Below are 22506 nucleotides of genomic sequence, written 5' to 3' on the forward strand. Positions count from 1 at the left end.
GGAGAATAGGTTATATGCCGGAATTACCAGAAGTAGAAACAATCAAAAACACTTTAAAACAATTTGTTATCAATAAACAGATCGAAGAAGTTCATGTATATTGGCCGAATATCATCAAAGAACCAGATGATGTAGACCATTTCAAAATGGTCTTATCAGGACAAACAATTCATGATATTACACGAAAAGGAAAATTTCTTCTTTTTCAAATGGATGATTATGTACTCGTTTCTCATTTGCGGATGGAAGGGAAATACAGTGTTGAGCAAGCAGCCGAGCCAGTAAAAAAACATACCCATGTTATTTTTACATTCACAGATGGGGATCAATTGCGTTATAATGACGTGCGTAAATTTGGTACAATGCATGTTTATCATAAGGGTGTAGCGTTACTGGAGAAGCCATTGAATAAGCTAGGCCCCGATCCATTTGATGAAGCATTTACATTCGATTATTTTTATAAGAAGCTGAAAAAAACGCAACGTGTGGTTAAATCAGCTTTGCTGGATCAAACGATTGTAGCGGGTCTCGGTAATATTTATGTGGATGAGACATTGTTCAAGGCAAACGTTCATCCGCTAACCCGTTCTGATAAATTAACAAAAAAGGAAATTAAGGCCATTCAAACAGAAGCAATAAATATATTGGCACAGGCTGTGAAACAGGGCGGTACCACTATCCGCTCTTATGTGAATGGGCAAGGTGAGATGGGCATGTTTCAACAGGAATTATATGTATATGGTCAGGAAAATGAAGCATGTAAGGAGTGTGGCAACCCAATCACAAAAATGAAGGTTGCGGGACGCGGCACACATATATGCAGTACATGCCAAGTAGCGAAAGGGTGAGTACCATGGCATTAATCATTGGTTTGACAGGTAGTATTGCCAGTGGAAAAAGCACAATCTCTGCTATGTTTGCTGATTTGAATATACCTGTAGTGGACGCGGATGAAATTTCCCGGGAAGTTGTCAAACCTGGTCAGAAGGCATATAAAAAGATTGTGCAAACATTTGGAGAGGATATGCTGCAGCCAGATAAGATGATTGACCGCAAAAAGCTGGGGTCCATTGTTTTTACAGATGAAACAAAGCGTAAACAGTTAAATCATATTGTTCATCCTGCTGTGAGAGAGGAAATGCTCGCACAAAGAGATGGTTATGTAACAAGCGGGGCGAGTTGCGTTGTACTGGATATTCCGCTGTTATTTGAAAGTAAGTTAACTAATTTTGTTGGTAAAATATTGGTTGTTTCAGTGGATGAAAAGGTACAGTTAGATCGCTTGATGTCGCGGGATAAATCCGATGAAACTGAAGCAAGGCAACGAATCCAATCACAGATTCCCATACGTGAAAAGGCTGCACTAGCAGATGCCGTCATTAATAATAATGGGACAAAGCAGGAGTCCTATGAACAGTTGGAACAAATCTTAAAACGTTGGAAAGTCTTATAATATTATCTACACCTGTGCCTATGCTAGTGCGCAGGTGTATTTTTTAGAATTTTGGTTCTGAATATTATAATATATTAATCATTAATAAAACAAATCACAAACTTCTTCTAATGTGTTATACTAATTGTAATAAAAGACATTATGAGTATAACCTATATAGGGGGATCACAGATGAATAAAACGCGGATTGCTATTAACGGATTTGGTCGAATAGGTCGAATGGTATTTCGTCAGGCAATAACTGATGATCAATTGGAGATTGTTGCAATAAATGCTAGCTATCCTCCAGAAACACTGGCACATTTAATAAAATATGATAGTGTACATGGTGTTTTTAACGGGGATGTGAAAGCGCTGCAAAGTGGGCTGGAAGTGAATGATAAAAAAATTAAACTGGTAAATGAAAGGCAACCTGAACAATTGCCATGGAAAGCGTATGACATTGATGTTGTTGTAGAAGCAACAGGTAAGTTTAAAACGAAGGAAACTGCGGGTCAGCATCTCAAAGCAGGTGCGAAGAAAGTAGTGATCACTGCTCCTGGTAAGCAAGTTGATAAGACGATTGTAATGGGCGTAAATGATGACAGCTATCAGCCGGAGAAGGATGATATTATCTCTAACGCTTCCTGTACAACCAATTGTCTCGCGCCAGTTGTGAAAGTGTTGGATGATAACTTTTCGGTTATTAATGGTTTAATGACAACGGTACATGCTTTTACAACCGACCAGCAAAATTTAGATAATCCGCATAAGGACTTACGACGGGCACGCAGTTGTACGCAATCTATTATTCCGACGTCAACAGGTGCAGCGAAGGCGTTGGGAGAAGTAATGCCACATTTAAATGGGAAATTGCATGGAATGGCACTACGTGTACCAACACCAAATGTTTCCTTAGTCGATCTAGTAGTCGATGTGAAGGAGACGGTCACAATGGAGGCGATTAATCATGCATTCTTACAAGCATCCAATCAGGAATTAAACGGAATTATAAAATACACAGAAGAACCACTTGTTTCCATTGATTACACAACAACAGATTATTCGGCAATTGTTGATGGATTATCGACCATTGTGATGGATGGTAATAAAGTAAAAGTAATCGCATGGTATGACAATGAATGGGGATACTCCAAACGTGTACTGGATCTTACGAAATATGTCGGCAGCTACTTACATCAACAGCAGGAAAAAATATCATAAAATGAAACTTCATTCCTAAAACTCTCGGTATCTCTCTATTTTTGTTGTGGGATTTTTGTTGCCAGCAAAATTATAGATAATATCGCATCTATTCCTAAGAGACCGGTGATTTATACGATTTGTATAAATCACCGGTCCTTTTTGTTTGCTCTAGAGGATTTAACCAAAACGTGTTAAAATAAAGGATATACATATTTTTTTCATATACATAGAACATGGTTGATAAAATAGAAGAGGTGCAAAAAATGTCGTTTCGTAATACAATAGGAAAATATTTAAATAACCATGCTGAGACCAGTGAGAAACATTGGGATAAACCACTACAAACGCATTATTATAAGACTACGAAAGACAAAGGCATGAGCACACTTGAAAACTTCTTTAATAACGCGCAAAAATATGAGATTCATTCTATTTCTAAAGCCCACGGTGAAATAAGTGTGAATGTAAAAAAAGGGAAAAAGGCGTTTATCGTTGCTACGGTTATTATGGTACGTCCATATCAGACAGCTATCGACTTTTCAGTTACAACTGAATCTGTCCTGCCGTTTGACTTTGGATACAGCAGTAAATTAATTCAGCAATTATATGAACAGATAAATAAAGAATTAACGTTAATTAGGGTACAGAACACCTAGTGGAACATACCAGAAGTTCTATCCGGTGCAAATATTTGAGCCAATTTCGTCACTTAAAATCTGTGGAAATCCGAACTATTTGGATGTGTGCTAAAACCGTTGATTTCCACTGCAGGCGGACGCTTTCCGCGGGCACGGCTTCAGTCTCCTCGAGAACCTCACTCTGCGGGGTCTTCAGACACGTGCTGGGACTGCGATTACTCGTCCCACCGAAAACCTTTGTTCCCGCTGGAGTCGCCGCCTTCCGTTCCAATCAACGATGTAGTGCTTCGAATTAATGGATGATAAACTGTTTGTGTATATTATACTTCGGACTCAGAACAAGTTGACGTGCTTATGAAATTGATTTCGATGAATAAAACAGTAAAGCAAACCACCGAAAATAAAAAACCATCCTAGCAAATGGAATACGCGAGACTCCTGCGGGATGAAAGGCCTCGATGAGACCCCGCAGAGCGTATGGTGAGAGCCGACTAAAACCGTTCTTTGCGAACAACGTCGGCATACCCCTTGTCGGGGCAAGGAGGCTCATTAGCCGCCCGCGGAAAGCGAGTGTATTCCAGTTGCGGTAATCGGAGCGTTATTTTGTCTCCACACCTTTTTCAAACATATAATTGTTCATTTCAAGGTTGTGGAAAAGATTTTTGAAACGTTACACTAGGTTTAATCTGAATGAATGGAGTTGAAAGGAATGAGATGTTCCAATTGTCATAACAAAAGTACAAAGGTTACTGACTCCCGCCCGATCGAGGAAGGACAATCTATTCGTCGAAGAAGAGAATGTGAACGATGTGGCTTTCGCTTTACTACATTTGAACGCGTAGAGGAGCTCCCACTGATTGTTGTTAAAAAAGACGGTATCAGACAGGAATATAATAGGGAAAAACTGATTCGGGGATTAATCAGAGCTTGTGAAAAACGGCCTGTTCCACTGGAAAAAATCGAGGCTCTCGCATTAGATGTAGAAAAAGAGCTGCGGGATAATGGGACTGCAGAAATTGATAGTAAAGAAATCGGCGAATTAGTAATGAAGCGATTATCTGATTTAGATGAAGTAGCTTATGTACGTTTTGCTTCCGTCTATCGTCAGTTTAAGGATATCAGTGTGTTTTTGGACGAATTGAAAGATCTAATTAACGCGGATAAACATCAACCATGATGAATTTTAGAAGAGACAAGGGTGACGATAATGAATTTTATTGGCAAAATTTTACCTGTTGAAGGGTATTATGTTTTACTGGAAGAATCGCTGCCCATCGACTATGCGAAATCATTAACCCATTTATATCAACCATTAATTGGTATTCAGGCTACTACTTTATACCAAACATTATTACATGAGCGTGAATTACAGAAAGAATCAACACTCCAAACCCATCACACATTGATGAATTATTTAAATCTTCCGCTGGATCAAATTTACCAATCCAGGCTGCTGCTTGAGGGGATCGGTTTGCTAGAAACGTATAAAGAAAATACCACGGCAAACAATCGATACACCTATGTATTAAAAGCTCCTTTTTCTCCAAGTTCTTTTTTTAAAGACGCAATGCTGACGCAGCTTTTATATCATCATATTGGTGAGGATAAATTCACAGTATTAAAAAGTCATTATGCAAAAGAGAATGGATTTACATTAGGTGAAAACATTACTGCAGCATTTAGTGATGTTTTTCAAACTTTCACACCATCACCGGAACAAATGGAAGTCGCACCAACGCAAAACAATCAAACGACCAGTGAAAATGACAACAAGGTTGACTTTTCCTGGATGGAGCATATGCTCAAGCAACGAATGATTCCAGTTAAGAAAGTATTAACTGCAGAGAACAAAAAACTGATCTCGCAAATGTTGCTTCTTTATGACCTGGCGACCTATGAGATAGAAAAATCTGTATTATGGGCGTTAACGGACGAAAATGAGTTGGATCGGGAGGAATTTCAAACGGCATGTCATGATTTGTTTAAATCGAAGCATGATGACACACCAATACAGCTCGTTAATAAAGTACAAAAGCCAAAGCAACAAACAGATGAAAAACCAGTAACGAAAGAGGAAATGTTGATTCATGAATTAGAGACGATCTCTCCTAAACAGTTACTGGAGGACTTATCAAGCGGTGGTCAAGCATCCGAAAGGGACATGAAAGTAATTCGACAGGTGATGACCACACAAGGTTTACCTTCACCGGTTATGAATGTGTTAATTCATTATGTTCTATTGCAATCCGATATGAAGCTATCGAAGGCCTATTTAGATACATTGGCAAGTCATTGGTCGCGTGCAAATTTAAAAACTGCTAAAGAAGCGATGGCATTTGCCAAAAAGGAAAAAGCAAAATATAAACAAAGTGCGGCGAAAAAGTCTAACTATAGTAAGTCCGGTCCTAAAGACATTGTTCCAGATTGGTTTAAAGAGCGTAATAACAAAAAACCAAAACAAACGGAATACGTTGATACAGGTATGACCAAAGAGCAGGAAAAAGTAGCAGCGTTACTACGGCAATATTCGAGCAACAATTAATATCATCATTTGCGAGGGGGGACTGAAATGAAACCAGTACAGTCTTCATTAAAAAAGTGGATGCAGGAGAATGAAAACTTTAAAGAAAATTATATAAAGATCAAAGACGAAGTATTAAGTGACCCGGAGATCAAAGAATTTCTAGCGTTGCATCCACAGTTGACCAAGCAGGAGCTAAATAGGAATTTAATTAAGCTCTATGAATATAAAACACAGTCCAAACAATGTAGTCAGTGTAGTTCATTTGGACAATGTAAAAATATGTTGCAAGGGTACTCCCCGATTTTGCACATGGAAAATAACGAAATCCATCTCTCCTATGAAAAATGTCATAGCCGGCTTCATTATGAAAAAGAGAAGGACCAGCAAGAATTAATTCAAAGTTTATATATGCCAAAAGAGATTTTGCAAGCGACCATTCACGGTATTGATAATGATAAGACCCGAAGTAAAGCGATATTGGAACTACTCTCCTTTATAGAAAAAGCGAAATCTGGTCTTCCGCAAAAAGGAATTTTCTTTTATGGACCATTTGGCGTAGGGAAAACATATTTTCTCGGTGCAATAGCAAACAAATTAAAAGAATTAAATATATCGTCTATGCTCATCTACATGCCTGAATTTACAAGAGAAATAAAAGCATCATTAAAAGATGATACAATCAATGAAAAGGTAGAATACTTTAAGAAGGCAGATGTATTGATGATCGATGATATAGGGGCTGAGATGCAGTCTGCCTGGTTTAGGGATGAAATACTCGGATCCATTCTACAATATAGAATGATGGAAAGATTACCTGTATTCTTTACCTCCAATTATGATTTAAAACAGCTGGAAGAGCAGTTGGCATCAACGCGTGCCGGTGTTGAAAAAGTAAAAGCCGGTAGAATTATAGAGCGTATCAAGCAAGTGAGTCAAGCGGTTGAAGTATCTGGAGATAACCGCAGAGAGCAATAACCAGCATAAAAGAAGTGTTTTCATTTACACTGATAGTATAACTTTTACAGGAAACCAGTATAAGCGCAACTAAGGCTTTCGCCATTAAAGACTTGGCGAAAGCCTTAGTTTTCTAATGCTGGCTTTTTTTATTTCTGTTAGTTTCTATGTTTAATCATTTTTTACCTTGTCTGTCCATATAATATAACAGTTTGGTTCGGGATGAGGGTGATGTTTGTTGTTGGAGATATATTTTGAGTCTGATCAGGAAGTAATCGGTTTTTGTGAGCATGTATTTCGTTACAATAAGCAGGTTGAATTACATTGGAAAACACATAAGGATTGGGGGAATCAATTACAGTTAGAAGAAAAGCTACCTAAAAATGAATTTATAGAAGTGGTTGCTAAGTCCATGGTTGATGTATTTATTGCACATCGGTTAGGAAGTATGATCAAGCATATCATCAAAGACTTTTATTATTTTACAAATACAGATGAATTGGAACGGATTATGGATTTAACGTATTGGATCCTTACAGGTGATGATTCAGATAGTCTTTTTGTACGAAAAGATAAGGATCCAAAGTTGTTATTGCAATCTTTATTTATTGCCAACATCAAGAATATAACAACTGTGCATTATGATTCCATTGTTAAATTTCGTTTGAAAGTATTTAGGGATCAACTGATTCATTATGTTGGACTGGCAATTGACGAATTTAAACGGGAGGAGGATCATCAGACATTTATTAATATGCTGAGGGAGTATATTGCTAAGAAAGAACCAGGCTTTAACATGATTCATATTTTACAGGATAGTACATTCACTTTTTTTAAACAGAGTGGTAAACAGTTTACTAAAATGGAACTTCGGAAACTGGTACAGAAAGAGCCGCTCTATAGTGTTGGGTTAGATGAAAGTGAATTCAATCTAGCACCACTAGTTGCCATGGCCCCAAGAAAAATTAAAATTTATGGTGATCATCCAGCAGAACCAAAGACATTAACAGTTATCAATATTTTTCAGGAAAAGGTTGATTTTGAACCATATAATCATTTTCCATTTCCAACCTATTTAAATAATAGGTAAGTAATATTGAGCGTTCAAAAAGGAGTATAAAAAGGACCGAATCAGCTAACTTTACAACGTCCTGGGATTGCGTTAACAGCAAAGTGATTAGTTGCGACGTCGACACTAGCCCGCACGCGTCCACAGGCTAAAGTTCGTCACGTCCTGTGACAACGCCTGCATTAGCACGTCCTGTGCGTCGAGAGTTCAAGGCAGCGTAGCTTTGAGTAGCGGTGCGTATGTTTTTAATATGTGAGAAACGGATAAGCAAGCTAACGAAGAAATTCGATGTGTCATTTTTACCGGACTTTTTTGAACAACCTACTTGATTTTAATAAGGGCAAGGGATATAATACAAATTATATATTATGAAACTAAAGGCATGGACAAGGACATGATTTGTTGATATTTGTATTGATAAGAGAATGGAGTCAATGGCTGAGAGCTCCTACTGTACTTTCAATTAATTACCACCTTCGAGCCCTACTATTGAAAACATAACATGTAGATAGTAGCGTAAGATCTGCGTTAAAGATGATGAAGCCGTGCTTTTTATTTTGGTACGGGAAATAGGGTGGAACCACGTGATAAACGCTCGTCCCTTTGCAGAGATGCAGAGGGATGGGCGTTTTTTGATTTTAAATAAAGAAAGAAGGAGTGATTATTATGGTGGCAGAAATTAATATTCAATTTCCGGATGGTACAGAAAAACCATTTCCGGCCGGTATAACTGGAGAAGCAATTGCAGCATCCATTTCCCCGGGATTGAAGAAGCAGGCATTAGCGATAAAATTAGATGGGGAACTGGTTGACTTAAGACGTGAACTATCCCAAGGTGGAAAGATTGAAATTATTACGTATAAAAATCAAGAAGGTATTGAAGTAATGCGTCACTCCACAGCCCACTTGATGGCACAGGCGATTAAACGTCTGTACAAAAATGTGAAATTTGGTGTTGGTCCGGTTATTGAGGAAGGTTTCTACTATGACATGGATATGGAGCATGCATTAACACCGGAAGACTTACCGAAAATAGAAAAAGAAATGCAACGTATTATTGATGAAAATCTGGATATAAAGCGTATTGAGGTGTCACGCGAAGAAGCGAAGCGCATGTTCCAAGAAATTGGTGACGATCTGAAACTGGAATTAATTGATGCTATTCCGGAAGATGAACAGGTTACGATTTATCAGCAGGGAGAATTCTTTGATTTATGTCGCGGTATTCATGTACCATCCACAAGCAAAATCAAGGCATTTAAATTATTGAGTATCTCTGGAGCCTATTGGCGAGGAGACAGCAATAATCAGCAGCTGCAGCGCATTTATGGTACTGCATTTGAAAAAAAAGCACAGGTGGAGGAATACTTGCATCTCTTGGAGGAACGTAAAGAGCGCGATCACCGCAAATTAGGGAAAGAGTTGGATATATTTACTGTTTCTCAAAAAGTAGGGCAAGGATTACCTTTATGGCTACCAAAAGGCGCGACGATTCGTCGTATGATTGAACGTTATATTGTTGATCTAGAGGAACGTTTAGGCTATGACCATGTGTACACTCCAGTGTTAGGTAGTGTTGAGCTTTATAAAACAAGTGGACATTTGGATCATTATAATGAAGATATGTTCCCTGTCATGGAGATGGATAATGAAGATTTGGTTCTGAGACCAATGAATTGCCCACACCATATGATGGTTTATAAAAATCAGCTGTACAGCTACCGGAATCTACCAGTTCGAATTGCTGAGCTTGGCACCATGCATCGTTATGAAATGAGTGGTGCGCTAGCAGGACTGCAGCGTGTTCGAGGTATGACATTGAATGACGCACATATTTTTGCACGTCCGGATCAATTGAAGGATGAATTTATTCGTGTAGTGGAATTGGTACAAAAAGTGTATGAAGACTTTGGTATTAAAGATTATTATTTCCGATTATCTTATCGTGACCCGGAAGACAAGGAAAAATATATCGACAATGACGAAATGTGGGAGAAAGCACAATCCTTACTAAAAGAAACAATGGAAGACATGCAGGTGGAATATGTTGAAGCAGAAGGAGAAGCTGCATTCTATGGTCCAAAACTTGATGTTCAGGTTAAAACAGCATTAGGAAAAGACGAGACATTGTCAACCGTCCAATTGGATTATCAATTACCAGAACGGTTTGATCTGACTTATATTGGTGAAGATGGAAAAGAACATCGCCCGGTTGTTATTCACCGCGGGGTTGTATCGACAATGGAACGTTTTGTAGCATTCTTGATCGAGGAGTATAAAGGAGCATTTCCAGTATGGTTAGCGCCTGTTCAAGCGAAAGTTATCCCTGTTTCACCACAGGCACATTTAGATGATGCTAAAAAGGTTGCTGACAAGTTAAGATTAGAGGGTATCCGCGTTGAAGTGGATGAACGCGATGAAAAAATCGGCTACAAAATAAGGGAAGCACAAACTCAAAAAGTGCCTTTCTCGCTCGTATTAGGCGACAAAGAAATCGAAACTGACGCGGTGAACGTCAGACGATATGGCGAAAAACAATCGGAAACAATTCCATATGATGATTTTGTTACTTTAATTCATAACGAGATAGAAAATAAAACATTACGTAAATAGACCAGGCATTTGCCTGGTCTTTTATTTTTTCTAATAATGTGGTATAGTTTATGAAGAACAGAAGATATGTATAAAATAATATTTGACAATGTATGGATAATCGTGCTATACTATTAAAGTTGAATGAAATTGAATGATTTGAGACAAGTAGAGGCACCCGCTTCTCACCTGATCGACGCTTATGAAGTAGTTGACTGGTTCCGAACTCTTTTAATAGACTATTTGGAGATGTGTGGGTGCAATATTGTACCACACTTTTTTTATGGTAAAAATTCGCTTGTCAATGATGAATCAGTAACAAAAATATACGGAGGTGGCTGGCTATTAGCAAAGATATGAATGTCAATGAGAATATTCGTGCTAGAGAAGTACGTCTTATCGATTCAAACAGTGATCAGCTTGGAGTGAAAACTCGTCAGGAAGCATTAGAAATCGCACGAACCAGGGAACTGGATTTGGTGTTGGTTGCTCCGGGAGCGAAACCACCAGTTTGTCGAATCATGGACTATGGGAAATATCGCTATGAACAACAAAAGAAAGACAAAGAAGCACGTAAGAAACAAAAAGTAATTAATGTAAAAGAAGTTCGCTTTACACCAGGAATTGGTGATCATGATTTTGAAACAAAATTAAAGAACGCCAGGAAATTCCTTGAAAAAGGCGATAAGGTAAAAGCATCTGTTCGTTTCCGCGGACGTGCTATTACACACAAGGATCTGGGCCGCGAGGTTCTAGATCGAATGGCTGGCGAAGTGAAAGACATAGCTACGATTGAATCCAGACCAAAAATGGAAGGTCGTAACATGTTTATGATGCTAACGCCAATCAATGAAAAACAATGACATAACAGACGGGAATTATGCAAAAAGTCATAGCTATTTATCATCATGATTTCTTGCATAGCGATTACAAGGAGGAAATCTACATGGCAAAGATGAAAACCCACAAAGGTTCTCAAAAACGTTTTAAAAGAACAGGAACAGGCAAACTGAAACGTTCTCATGCATATACAAGCCATATGTTTGCAAATAAATCTCAAAAACAAAAACGCAAACTACGTAAAGGTGCACTTGTTTCTGCAGGAGATTTCAGACGTATTAAAAACATGCTTCCTTAATAAAGGATGTCAAAATTAAAATTCAAAAGGAATTACAATGATATAGGTTGTATTTAGGAGGGAATTATTATGCCACGTGTTAAAGGTGGAACAGTTACGCGTCAGCGTCGTAAACGCGTACTTAAATTAGCAAAAGGTTATTATGGTTCAAAGCACACATTATTTAAAACAGCAAAACAACAAGTAATTAAATCAGGTCAGTATGCTTACCGTGACCGCAGACAGAAAAAACGTGATTTCCGTAAACTATGGATTACTCGTATTAATGCAGCAGCACGCTTAAATGATATTTCTTATAGCCAATTAATGCATGGTTTAAAAGTAGCAGGCATTGAAGTTAACCGTAAAATGTTATCAGATCTTGCTATCCATGATGAACAAGGCTTTGCGCAATTAACAGAGAAAGCAAAAGCAGCTTTAAAATAATTATTGTACAAAAGGACCAAATCCGTCATATGCAGGGGTTTGGTCCTTTTTAATTGCTTAGTGGGGGAGAGAAATGAGATGAACGAATTAAACACCATCCTAACGTACGTAGCTGGGGCTAACATCATTACATTTATATTGATGGGTGTAGATAAACAAAAAGCAATCAAACACCAATACCGGATCCCAGAACGAACCTTTTGGCTATTATCCCTGATTGGTGGCGCATTCGGTTCATTAATTGGTATGAATGTGTTTCGTCACAAAACAAAGCATCGTTCCTTTGTTATTGGTATGCCGATACTACTCATCTTCAATTGTATTGTGGTGTCATACTTCTTTATGTCATAAAGGCTCGTCTATTGTCATATAGATCTAAAAGGAGAAAAATTAAAGTAACCCATGCTCATGTCTTCAAAGTGGAGGGGTGTTATGGAGATTTTTGGGAATTACATCATGACTTTTATTGGGATGGGAGGATTTTTCGCACCGATTTTATTTATTAGCTGTCATCTATTACGCCCACTGTTTTTTCTTCCAGTTGTTTTTATTTGTGTTTCTGGCGGGGTGTTGTTTGGCCCGGTTGCAGGAACTGTGTATTCCATTATTGGGATTACACTATCGAGTGTTATCTTTTATGGATTAATTAGCTGGGCACCTAAATCATTCAAGAAGCTGGTTCATGTAAAGAAGAAGCTAATTGGTAGCCGTGGTGAACTGACCACTTCGCAAATTGCAGTTCTAAGACTCGTCCCATTTATCCATTTTCATTTATTATCACTATGTTTAATTGAGGTATCAGCAAATTTTAAAGATTATACGAAATCATCTTTATTTTCGAATGTTCCACTGGCATTTGTATACACATCAATTGGCGGATGGATTTCACATTTAACCCCACTAAATATCTTCCTATTTTTAATGCTACTACTACCATTCCTTTATTTACTAAGACGCAAAGAAATTATTATAAAATGGCAGGAGTTTTTCCAGGTTAGTGCTTAGAGAGAACACGCATCATGAAATGCTGATGCGTGTTTTCTTATTCCATGTTTGTTAATAGTAACTGATTGATCGGATGTTTCCACTCAATTTTTGCGTGTGGATAACGTAATAAAATCTCTTTTTCCAGAAAATATAAATCATCGCGTGTGAGCCCGCTTAATTCAATGGGATCATCCACGGTAATATGAATATTGACGACTTCAAAAGCATCTTCCGTCGTGCCAAGATACTTTTCACCAGCAAATAAACAGCCCTTATACACAAATTGCAGGTTTCTTTTACTATTACCTGGTTCATCTAGAAAAAAGAATTCGTTAGATAATTTAGCTAAACGTAATCTTCTTTGCGGACTTCGAATGTACTGAATACCCGTATAAATGAGGAAAACTATTGCAATGAGAATAAGTATGCGAAATAAAATAATAATCATATCCAACCGGCTCCCTCTGTTTGTTACCATTATATACGAAAGAGAACCGCTGTAAGTTTCACTATTTTATAATTTTCATGATACAATCGGGAAATAAAGAGAAATGAGGGTTGCATATGAACTGGGAAAAGTTATTTAAGATGCAGGAACAGTTAGATCAGTATATTGAGGAAAAGCATGGTTTATCAGATCAGGATTTGTTCCAGGAAAAATATTTAGCATTGCTGGTTGAGCTTGGTGAACTAGCAAACGAAACAAGATGTTTTAAATTTTGGAGCACGAAACCCCGCAGTGAAAAATCAGTTATTCTAGAGGAATATGTAGATGGGATCCATTTTATATTATCATTAGGTATTAAAAAGGGGCTACGATTTAATTCGAGTGGTATAACGACGGTTAATAAAAGTGAAACGGAGCAGTTTAATGATGTCTTCGAAGCATGTGTTACTTTTAAAAACATCCCGAGCTTACAACAGTACCAACATTTATTTACGACATTCCTCCAGTTGGGGGATAAATTGGGCTTTAGTGAACAAGCTATTCAGGAAGCGTATTATAAAAAGAACGAAGTCAATTATCAACGACAAAATGAAGGCTATTAAGTTAGTTTTCCAATAGATGAATTTTCTTTATATTTACTAACAAAGTCGTTATAATGAATATGTAGATCAATAAGAGAGGACGTATATACATATGGCAAAGTTGGATGAAACACTTACCATGCTAAAAGATTTAACAGATGCAAAGGGAATTCCGGGCAATGAAAAAGAAGTAAGAGACGTCATGGAGGGGTATATCACCCCCTATGCGGACGAGGTGTTTACAGATAATCTTGGCAGTCTGATTGCCAAGAAAACAGGTGAAGCAAATGGTCCAAAAATCATGGTAGCCGGTCACCTGGATGAGGTTGGTTTCATGGTGACGCGCATTGATGATAATGGATTCGTCTATTTCCAAACAGTTGGCGGTTGGTGGAGCCAGGTTATGCTTGCACAACGTGTAACCATCATGACTAGTGATGGCGACGTAACTGGTGTCATCGGGTCTAAGCCACCACACATTCTTTCAGCAGAAGCACGTAAAAAACCAGTTGATATTAAAGATATGTTTATTGATATTGGTGCATCAAGTAAAAAGGAAGCAAAGGAATTCGGCGTGAAACCTGGCGACTCTATTGTTCCTTACTTTGAATTTACGCAACTGAAAAATGAAAAAATGCTACTTGCAAAAGCTTGGGATAACCGGATTGGTTGTGCAATTGCTATCGAAGTATTAAAACAACTAAAAGGGGAAGACCATCCCAATGTTGTATACGGTGTTGGTACTATACAGGAAGAAGTAGGCTTGCGCGGTGCAAAAACTTCCACGCATATGATTGAGCCTGATGTTGGTTTTGGTGTGGACGTAGGAATCGCTGGGGATACACCAGGGATCTCAGACAATGATGCTGATAGTAAGTTAGGAAAAGGTCCGCAACTCATATTATATGATGCTTCTATGGTTTCCCATAAGGGTGTCCGTGAGTTGGTTGTAAAAACTGCGGAGGAACATGATATTCCATTTCAATATGCAGCGATTGCAGGTGGAGGAACTGATTCCGGCTCTATTCATTTAACAGCCAATGGGGTACCATCATTATCGATTACCATTGCCACAAGGTATATCCATTCCCATGCAGGTATCTTACATCGTGATGACTTCGAAAATGCAGTAAAATTGATTGTTGAAACGATCAAAAAACTGGATGCCGATACAGTAAAAGATATTATATTAGCTTAAGACTCTTTGCTCAAAAATTGGGACTGCACCGCGGGTTCTTCGGACACGTGCTGCTCTAAACAGGAGTGACCACCCTCCACTTATCGGGACTAGTGAAGCGGTAGGATGTGACTTTATTGATTATATTACAGTTAATTGAGCCAAGCATCATACCAGCGAAGGAAATATACCAAGACTCCAGCGGGAAAGCGTAGTGTATTTCTGGAGCGGTCAGCTAGGAATCAATTTATTACGTCGCAGTTTCTATCAAAAGCGGGGATTAAAAGCAACAAAACTTACGAAAAGGGCGTAGTTTTAAAGTTAAAAAAGATCAGTAGAATATCTACTGATCTTTTTTATGCTAAATACGTGTTCATTACCTTTTTTACATAACTTTGTGTTTCGCTAAACGGCGGGATACCTTGATGTTTATCAACATTTCCCGGTCCAGCATTATAGGCTGCCAATGCCAATTCAATATTTCCATTATAGCGGTTTAGCATTTGGCTTAAATATTTTGTTCCGCCCTCAATATTTTGTTTTGAATCATAAGGATCGGCAACACCTAATCCCTTTGCGGTTAAAGGCATAAGCTGCATCAGACCTTGTGCACCTGCACTGCTTCTTGCCTTGTGGTTATAATTGGATTCATTTTTTATTACGGCATGGATGAGTTTTTCATCTATGCCGTATTTATTTGCTGCTTCTTTAATCGAACTGTCAAATGATGTTCCGGCCAGTGCACTCCCGACAGGTTTAGTTTGTGAATAACTGTCTGGCGTTGCAGTTGCATACGTTTTTGTTGCCACATTTTCACTTACATTCAAGTCAGCAGCCTGATTAATCTTTTCCTGAAGCAGCTGTCTGAATGCCAAATCAACCATTGGAGAATGGACTGATAAGGACTGATCCTTTGCTGTTACAGTCGACATTGCTTGTTGCTGGACCATTTGCTGCAATTCCCGTACTTCCATTAAATGATTCCTCCTCTATCATACCCTTCTATCATACTGTTAAACGTTGATTTAAGCAATATGTGAGCGTGTTTACATGATGATGACATCTTTTTCTGCATCCTTTAAAATTTCTTGATAGAAAGGATCATTTCCAATACATAGGACCCGGTCACACAAATGAATAATTTCATCCATGTCGTGAGAAGTGTAAAGGATCGTCCTACCATTGTTGATTGCCTGGTTCTTTAAATAGTTGCCAATCTCCTTGCGAGACTTTAAATCGATTCCGACCGTAGGCTCATCAAGTAGAAGAAGGGTAGGGTCATGAATCAGACTAATTGCCAGATTCAATTTACGTTTCATGCCACCTGACAATGTCTTGACAGGGTCTTTCCATTTTTCCAAATTCATATCGAGGCAAAGTTGTTTTAATTGGGTATTATTTTTCTTTTTCCAGGATAGTTTTTCGAAAAAAACCATATTTTCTTCCACGGTAAATTCATCCCAGATTGCAATCTCTTGTGGAACAAAGCCAATATTTTTTCTCACTGTCTTTCGCTGTGTTCCATAGGACATTCCATCTAATGTAATTGTCCCCATCGTCGGCAACTGTAGTGTCGCTAATGTCTTTAGTAGAGTAGATTTTCCAGCCCCATTTTCCCCAACTAGACCAACAATTTCACCTTGTTCGATGGAAAAGGAAAGCTCATCCAAGATTGTCTTTTTGCCATAGGATTTAGATAAACTATCTATATTAAGCATCGAATTTCTCCTTTCTTACATACCAGCTAATGATCCAGACTGCAAATAGCAGAAGCCATAAATTAACGACATTATTTTGCAGAAAAGGGTAGATCGGATTTAGGAATTCCACCCATGGTACTCGATTGATGATACCGTCGATTGGCATGATTGCGCCACTTGAAATGGCAAACAACAGGACAAGTGCAAAAGAAGTACTATAGTATAAATATAAATTTTTAAAGCAGATTGCTAATACAAATGCACCGGCATTTAGCATGATTCGATAAGAAAGCATCGCAGCGATTAAGCCAAGGCTGATCGGTTCATGGATAACAAAGTAGAAAGTCAACAATGCCAGTCCATCAAAGATTATACATAAAATCGTATAAAACAATGCATTTTGCAGCATATAATTTTTAAAAGAAATCCGAATAAACGCGAATCGCGGCAGAATCGACAGACGGTTTTCTTTGATTAGCCAGTCAAACAATAGCAATGTGGATAGTAAACTGAACAATGCCCATAGTCCCCAGGGTTTAAATTGGATCACTTCATCATCTGACGCTGTTGGGGACCCATCTGTAAACGAAAATGTAGTGCGCAGTAAATCTTCTTTTTTCTGAATGTCAACGCTTTTAGAAACGACATCCTTCCAGTTCCATTGCTGACCTCCACCATACGTATCACTAAGATCTTTTACGATATAAGCTGCTTTTGATCTTCCAGTATCCTGTTGCACAAAGGATACGATCATTTCCTTGACCGGTGTATAGGCAAAAGACAGGTCGGATCGATAACTTGTAATTAAATGATTACGACTGTTTTTTTGTATGTTTGCTTCATAGCCATTATGAATAACAAAGACACTATCAAGCTGATGCTTTTCCAACTGTGCCAGTGCTTCATGCTCATCTAAGTCATGAACACGAATTAATGGTGTTTGTTTAATTGACTCATAAAGCGTTGTTGCCAAGGCAGTATCTTCCTGTAATACAATCCCAACCGGAACTTTGCTATCCTCCTGTATGAAACTAGTTAATTGAATGATCAGGAGTGTGCTGATTATGGGAAACAATAACCAGAATAGGAGGGAAACCCATTGTCTTTTCCAATGAATGAGACGTGTTTGAAGTATGTTCATCACTTTTGGGCACGCTCCTTCCACAATGATAGTCCGATGAGTATAAATATCCCGACTGCATTCATTAATAATAATGGAAGGTAATCAGCATACAGGCGGGCATGTAAAATAATTTCCTGTAGCCAGTGAAATCCTTCATTGGCATAACTATATTTAGTCGGATCCTGTAACCAAGCAGGGAAATAGAGTGTCGGTATAATTGCCCCGCTCAAAATCAGCAAGACGCCTGTTAGTATGGAATGCCCAAGCAAGCGCAACTTCTGCGATGGTATAAGAAATGAAATGACAGCCAGCCCCTGCAGAAAAGCAAAGCTATATAGCAGGATGATGATTGCGATTCTCAGGCAATCCTCCACATCTAAATCCACCCCTAACCATTTTTGTAAAAGGAAAAAGGAAACAATTGCAAATAGGCCAACCGTGGTTAAAGTCACGAACATCCGGGCCATGACTTGTTGAAAGGCGGTTACACCATACAACTTCATTCGTTGCCTCATTCGTAAAGTATCTTCTTTAACTAGAAAGCTGTAAATGGATAATAGCCAGATCGTCACAATGATAAACCAGCTCGCGATTCCATAATAATGGATGGGGGAGGCAGTAGCGCTGTTCTGGATTTCTTTATCGTTTATGATTTTATCTCTGCCAATCGTATAGAATAAGTAATCCTTAAACTGCTCAAATAATATATCATTTTGGGTTTCCTGATCCATAGTCATTTCGTTGGCAAAGGAATTAATCGTTAATATATTAGCTTGCGCTGAGCGGATATGTCGTGTCACGCTTTCAATCAGTTCTTTAATTAAATAGCTTTCCGTGCTTTTTTTCGGGTTACCAACAATGGGTAATGCAACAGCGTTTCCTTTGTACAAATTTGCAGTGAAGTTTTCCGGAAAGATAATGTAAGCACTGAGCTGATCATCTTTTATCGAGCTGATTGCTTTTTCTTCTGTCATTTTCCCAATGTGGATAAAAGTTCCCAGTTGTGATGCTTCATCAATTAAATCAACCACTAATTGTGTTTCACTGGATTGGTCTAGATCAACCAATCCAACTTGAATGGGGTCGTTTTCTTCTGTGGTGAAAAAAGAAACGATAATTGTTACGATCAATCCAACGATGACAATTGGAAAAATGAAAAGCAGCGGAAGTGAGAGCCACTTCCGCTGAAGCTGCATGAAGTTATTTTTTGTAAAAAGTAAGAGGTGTTTGATGAAATGCATAGGGGGCACTTCCATTTCTGTAAAAATATTATTAGAGCTTACTTTCCTAAATAGTGTAAAAAGGACCTTGAAGAAGGCCCTTTTTACAAAGTTTGACATTTTTCCTCAGTTGGCTTTTTAATATCCGAATCCACCAGTACCTATCATTTCCATCAACCATTGTTGGAAGCCAGGTCCAACATCATCGTTGAAATACGCTGTGATTTCATCGGCGCTCATACTGCCTAAATCTTTAACATCACCATCATCAGGTGCTTCAACTTTTTTCGTCGTTTTACCGTCAACTGCAATTTGTAGTATAAACATATCTTGATCCATATCCGGGCTTCCAACAGATAGGTTATGTTCAGCGTTCATCTGGTCCTTGTCAAAGGAAGCATTTCCTTTCCATAATAAGCTGCCACCGCCGCCATATGGATCTTTGTAAGAAAATGTACGGTCAAAATCTCTTTTACCATCTTTTAACGTTTCCGAACCTTCATACGATAGAACGGTTTCGTCTACTGTTAGATTAATAGAGTCTTTTGCTTTGTTGTCCTTCCAGGATAAATCACCTGCAACATTCATTGTTCCTTCATCGTATTCATCCTTAAAGCCTAAATCATAATTAAAGACTTGTGCTTCATCGTCCAATGATTGTGTGCCTTTAACTGTAAATGTTACTAAATCTTGTTCATCTGGTCCCATTTCAATATTGAAATCGCGTTGAACAATTAATTTATCATTCACCCATATGTTAGATGTTAGTCCGTCTGGAATCTTGAAATCTTTTATTCCTTTTTTGGCATCGGCAATACCTGTTTCAAACTCACTTAGCATTTCTTCGACATCTTGACCTATCGCATCGTCAATCTGCATTGCTAACTGATCTTTCAGAAGTTCTTTTATTTTCTCATCTTTTTCCATTTTGTCGAGTACTTTTGTAAGGATAGCTTTGATTTCATCTTCAGAAAGGTGGAAGGTAATTTTCTCTGCTTTCACTGATTTACCATCCACATCGATTTTATCATTCGTAGAATCAAATGCTTCATCAGGCAATTCATCATAAATCATGTTAGCATATTCTTTTTTAAAATATTCCATGTCTTCCTCAGAAAGGAATGCGTTTTCCTCATTGAAAATATTTCCTAAATCATATTCTTTCTCATCAGTAAAAGTGTCGGGATCCAGTTCGTGTAATATATTTCCGATGTCATCCCCTTTAACTTGAAGCAATTCATCGATGAAAGGGAGGCCAAACAATATTTCGTCTGCATTTACATACAAATTAACATCGTCAATTTCCATTTCCCCGATATTTGCTTTTAGCTTTGCAGCGATCTGTTCTTCTTTCAAATCTGTTGCAGTTTGAATCTCAATCGTGGAATTGTTAATAAATTGTTCGGGTCCCATAGCCCCAAATCCGCCACCATAAGGATCATTGTATTCACCTGAAAGGGTGATTGTTGATGCTGTTGGCTTTTCTTTTGTTTGTTCTCCCCAATCCATTTCAGGCTGATAGCGCTCCTCAAACTTTTCACTCATAAATTCAATAGAGCTTTTCTCTGCTAAAAAGTACTTTTCCTTATCGGAGAAATTTAGCATTACATATGCAGCGACACCACCGCCTACGACTAGGACGGCTACAATAAAGGCGATTAAGCCTTTAGAGATTCCCTTTTTTGTATTTCCGTTGTCAACCGATTCATCCATTCTACTACCCCTCTCATTGTTCCTGCCCTATAATCATATGTATTATTCCTTCTTTCAACCCATAAAAATAAAGCATCTGAATATTTTTATATCACTAAATAAAAAGATAGTCAAATGTCGTCGGACCCGTAATGGTTGAAGTTGAGCCGAAATTTTCTCATAAACTAGGACAATATGTTTACAAGGCGCCAAAAAATATCTATTATATTAGAATAATAGATGATAAGCACCATTATAGTTTATTTTATCGATGTATAGGCGGAATGCAATAGGTACAAAGGTTCATTTGAAGAGGAGACTGATACTTTGTCGCATCAGCCTCTTCTTCAATGACCATTATTCAGCTGTTGCTTGTTTAACCCCTTGTTCCAAAGCATCGACCATTTCCTGTTTTTCTTCTGCTGGCGATTGCTTCCAAATGAGTTCAAATAAGACACCGAGTCCAGGTAGCATTTTTTCTTCCCCGTTTTGTATGGCGTCATTAATCGTCGCCTCCAGCTGTGACTGATCATTACTTTCGATGTTTGATAAAATAGCTTTGCGTAAATTTAAATCCATGATTTCCACTCCTCATCATCATAATGCTAACGATAGTTTGACCAATGTAGTTAAAAATATGTATGATGAAACTAGAAAATAAGAATAAGGATGAAAAATAATGATTACTTCAGTAAAAAATGAAAAAGTTAAAGCCTGGAAAAAGCTCCAACAAAGAAAAGAACGCAAACAAACAAACACTTTTCTTATTGAAGGTTTACATTTAATAGAGGAAGCTTGGAAAAGTGAGTGGAGAATAAAGGAAATTATTGTGCTGGATTTCGAAGTATTGCCTGAATGGGTTCAGGACTTTGCTGTTGAAGAAGTAAGTGACAATGTATTCCAGTATATTTCGCAAACCCAGACACCACAGGGAATTGCAGCGGTAGTAGAGATAAAGCGGATGGATAACAATAAGGGAAACCACGTACTTTTAATTGATGCTGTTCAAGACCCTGGTAACTTGGGGACGATGATTCGGACCGCTGATGCCGCTGGATTTGATGGTATTGTGTTGGGGGAAGGTACAGTCGATTTATTTAATGATAAAGTTGTCCGAGCGACACAAGGCTCCCTTTTTCACCTCCCGATATACGATGCGAAGCTGACGGATGAAATTGTGGCGTTAAAAGAAGCGGGGTTTACAATTTGGGCAACCGCACTGGAAGATGCTGAAATATACAGTGATGTATCCGTGGCCAATAAAATGGCTATAATTATGGGAAATGAGGGCGCTGGAGTCAATCGGGAATTGATTGCGTTAGCAGACACCATTGTTACCATTCCAATCTACGGAAAAGCGGAATCACTGAATGTTAGTATTGCCTCAGCTATTTTAATGTATTATGTAAAAAGTTAAAGTTGCAACTGACAAGTAATTTCTCTATAATATATGTATTATTGGTAAACTTGTTTTTTTGCCAAGCTTATACTTTCTTATCAGTGTAAAATGCTTTGAAAGAGCCTAATAGCATTTATGAGCGGAAAAGGGAAGGAATGTCCTAGACTGAAAGCATTCCCGCCGTATGCAATGTTATTGTT

24 protein-coding genes and 1 other annotated feature are annotated in these 22506 nt (G+C 38.2%); of the genes, 17 read left to right on the plus strand and 7 right to left on the minus strand.

Annotated features, from left to right (window positions below; translation table 11 throughout):
* Nucleotides 1-14 precede the first annotated feature (14 nt).
* The 14 genes from mutM (at nt 15) to JOC34_RS00510 (ending at nt 12984) form a co-directional block, all read left to right on the plus strand.
* On the plus strand, nt 15-848 hold the full coding sequence (gene mutM / locus JOC34_RS00445) for a DNA-formamidopyrimidine glycosylase (RefSeq protein ID WP_205134745.1): 834 nt from the start codon (nt 15-17) through the stop codon (nt 846-848).
* Nucleotides 849-853: 5 nt separating this feature from the next.
* Nucleotides 854-1453 (plus strand): dephospho-CoA kinase, encoded by a 600-nt coding sequence (gene coaE, locus JOC34_RS00450; protein WP_205134746.1) that lies wholly within the window; start codon nt 854-856, stop codon nt 1451-1453.
* A gap of 171 nt (nt 1454-1624) precedes the next feature.
* The gene (locus JOC34_RS00455) at nt 1625-2656 is read left to right on the plus strand and encodes a glyceraldehyde-3-phosphate dehydrogenase (RefSeq protein WP_205134747.1); all 1032 of its coding nucleotides are present in this window, start codon (nt 1625-1627) and stop codon (nt 2654-2656) included.
* Nucleotides 2657-2901: 245 nt separating this feature from the next.
* Nucleotides 2902-3294 (plus strand): cytosolic protein, encoded by a 393-nt coding sequence (locus JOC34_RS00460; protein WP_205134748.1) that lies wholly within the window; start codon nt 2902-2904, stop codon nt 3292-3294.
* A gap of 691 nt (nt 3295-3985) precedes the next feature.
* Nucleotides 3986-4453, plus strand: coding sequence for a transcriptional regulator NrdR (gene nrdR, locus JOC34_RS00465; protein ID WP_205134749.1), 468 nt, complete (start codon nt 3986-3988; stop codon nt 4451-4453).
* A gap of 30 nt (nt 4454-4483) precedes the next feature.
* Complete coding sequence (locus tag JOC34_RS00470) at nt 4484-5818, plus strand: replication initiation and membrane attachment family protein (RefSeq protein WP_205134750.1); 1335 nt, start codon at nt 4484-4486, stop codon at nt 5816-5818.
* Nucleotides 5819-5845: 27 nt separating this feature from the next.
* A complete protein-coding gene (gene dnaI, locus JOC34_RS00475) occupies nt 5846-6775 on the plus strand; it encodes a primosomal protein DnaI (RefSeq protein ID WP_205134751.1) in 930 nt (309 codons plus the stop codon).
* A 217-nt stretch (nt 6776-6992) separates the two neighbouring features.
* Complete coding sequence (gene ytxC / locus JOC34_RS00480) at nt 6993-7844, plus strand: putative sporulation protein YtxC (RefSeq protein ID WP_205134752.1); 852 nt, start codon at nt 6993-6995, stop codon at nt 7842-7844.
* 645 nt (nt 7845-8489) lie between these two features.
* Nucleotides 8490-10436, plus strand: coding sequence for a threonine--tRNA ligase (gene thrS, locus JOC34_RS00485; RefSeq protein WP_205134753.1), 1947 nt, complete (start codon nt 8490-8492; stop codon nt 10434-10436).
* Nucleotides 10437-10575: 139 nt separating this feature from the next.
* Nucleotides 10576-10703, plus strand: a sequence feature (ribosomal protein L20 leader region).
* A gap of 68 nt (nt 10704-10771) precedes the next feature.
* The gene (gene infC, locus JOC34_RS00490; protein ID WP_205134754.1) at nt 10772-11278 is read left to right on the plus strand and encodes a translation initiation factor IF-3; all 507 of its coding nucleotides are present in this window, start codon (nt 10772-10774) and stop codon (nt 11276-11278) included.
* Nucleotides 11279-11361: 83 nt separating this feature from the next.
* Nucleotides 11362-11553 (plus strand): 50S ribosomal protein L35, encoded by a 192-nt coding sequence (gene rpmI, locus JOC34_RS00495; protein WP_205134755.1) that lies wholly within the window; start codon nt 11362-11364, stop codon nt 11551-11553.
* A gap of 69 nt (nt 11554-11622) precedes the next feature.
* Nucleotides 11623-11979, plus strand: coding sequence for a 50S ribosomal protein L20 (gene rplT, locus JOC34_RS00500; protein WP_205134756.1), 357 nt, complete (start codon nt 11623-11625; stop codon nt 11977-11979).
* A gap of 78 nt (nt 11980-12057) precedes the next feature.
* Nucleotides 12058-12330, plus strand: coding sequence for a DUF1294 domain-containing protein (locus tag JOC34_RS00505; RefSeq protein WP_205134757.1), 273 nt, complete (start codon nt 12058-12060; stop codon nt 12328-12330).
* Nucleotides 12331-12411: 81 nt separating this feature from the next.
* Nucleotides 12412-12984: a TVP38/TMEM64 family protein gene (locus JOC34_RS00510; protein ID WP_205134758.1), complete on the plus strand. Its 573-nt coding sequence runs from the start codon at nt 12412-12414 to the stop codon at nt 12982-12984.
* A 37-nt stretch (nt 12985-13021) separates the two neighbouring features.
* On the opposite strand, the gene JOC34_RS00515 is transcribed toward JOC34_RS00510, so the two are convergent.
* Nucleotides 13022-13414, minus strand: coding sequence for a sigma-w pathway protein ysdB (locus JOC34_RS00515; RefSeq protein WP_205134759.1), 393 nt, complete (start codon nt 13412-13414; stop codon nt 13022-13024).
* A gap of 116 nt (nt 13415-13530) precedes the next feature.
* Between JOC34_RS00515 and JOC34_RS00520 the strand changes: the two genes are divergently transcribed.
* Nucleotides 13531-14016 carry a dUTP diphosphatase gene (locus tag JOC34_RS00520; RefSeq protein WP_205134760.1) on the plus strand — a complete coding sequence of 162 codons (486 nt, stop codon included), beginning with the start codon at nt 13531-13533 and terminating at the stop codon, nt 14014-14016.
* A gap of 91 nt (nt 14017-14107) precedes the next feature.
* On the plus strand, nt 14108-15193 hold the full coding sequence (locus tag JOC34_RS00525; protein ID WP_205134761.1) for a M42 family metallopeptidase: 1086 nt from the start codon (nt 14108-14110) through the stop codon (nt 15191-15193).
* A 335-nt stretch (nt 15194-15528) separates the two neighbouring features.
* On the opposite strand, the gene JOC34_RS00530 is transcribed toward JOC34_RS00525, so the two are convergent.
* From JOC34_RS00530 to sspI, 6 genes are all read right to left on the minus strand, one after another.
* Nucleotides 15529-16146 (minus strand): lytic transglycosylase domain-containing protein, encoded by a 618-nt coding sequence (locus JOC34_RS00530; protein WP_205134762.1) that lies wholly within the window; start codon nt 16144-16146, stop codon nt 15529-15531.
* A 72-nt stretch (nt 16147-16218) separates the two neighbouring features.
* Nucleotides 16219-16890, minus strand: coding sequence for an ABC transporter ATP-binding protein (locus tag JOC34_RS00535; RefSeq protein WP_205134763.1), 672 nt, complete (start codon nt 16888-16890; stop codon nt 16219-16221).
* Nucleotides 16883-18013, minus strand: coding sequence for an ABC transporter permease (locus tag JOC34_RS00540; protein ID WP_239544086.1), 1131 nt, complete (start codon nt 18011-18013; stop codon nt 16883-16885). Before JOC34_RS00540 ends, JOC34_RS00535 begins: the two co-directional genes overlap by 8 nt.
* Nucleotides 18013-19236 carry an ABC transporter permease gene (locus JOC34_RS00545; protein ID WP_205134765.1) on the minus strand — a complete coding sequence of 408 codons (1224 nt, stop codon included), beginning with the start codon at nt 19234-19236 and terminating at the stop codon, nt 18013-18015. The genes JOC34_RS00540 and JOC34_RS00545 overlap by 1 nt, the downstream gene beginning before the upstream one ends.
* Nucleotides 19237-19353: 117 nt before the next feature.
* Nucleotides 19354-20928: a DUF6583 family protein gene (locus tag JOC34_RS00550; RefSeq protein ID WP_205134766.1), complete on the minus strand. Its 1575-nt coding sequence runs from the start codon at nt 20926-20928 to the stop codon at nt 19354-19356.
* A gap of 336 nt (nt 20929-21264) precedes the next feature.
* Nucleotides 21265-21486 (minus strand): small acid-soluble spore protein SspI, encoded by a 222-nt coding sequence (gene sspI / locus JOC34_RS00555; RefSeq protein ID WP_205134767.1) that lies wholly within the window; start codon nt 21484-21486, stop codon nt 21265-21267.
* A gap of 100 nt (nt 21487-21586) precedes the next feature.
* On the opposite strand from sspI, the gene JOC34_RS00560 reads away from it, so the two are divergent.
* Entirely contained in the window at nt 21587-22324 is a 738-nt protein-coding gene (locus tag JOC34_RS00560; RefSeq protein ID WP_205134768.1) for a TrmH family RNA methyltransferase, read from the plus strand.
* Nucleotides 22325-22506 lie beyond the last annotated feature (182 nt).

The organism is Virgibacillus halotolerans, from assembly GCF_016908515.1.
GTDB classification, from domain to species: Bacteria; Bacillota; Bacilli; order Bacillales; family Amphibacillaceae; genus Virgibacillus_M; species Virgibacillus_M halotolerans.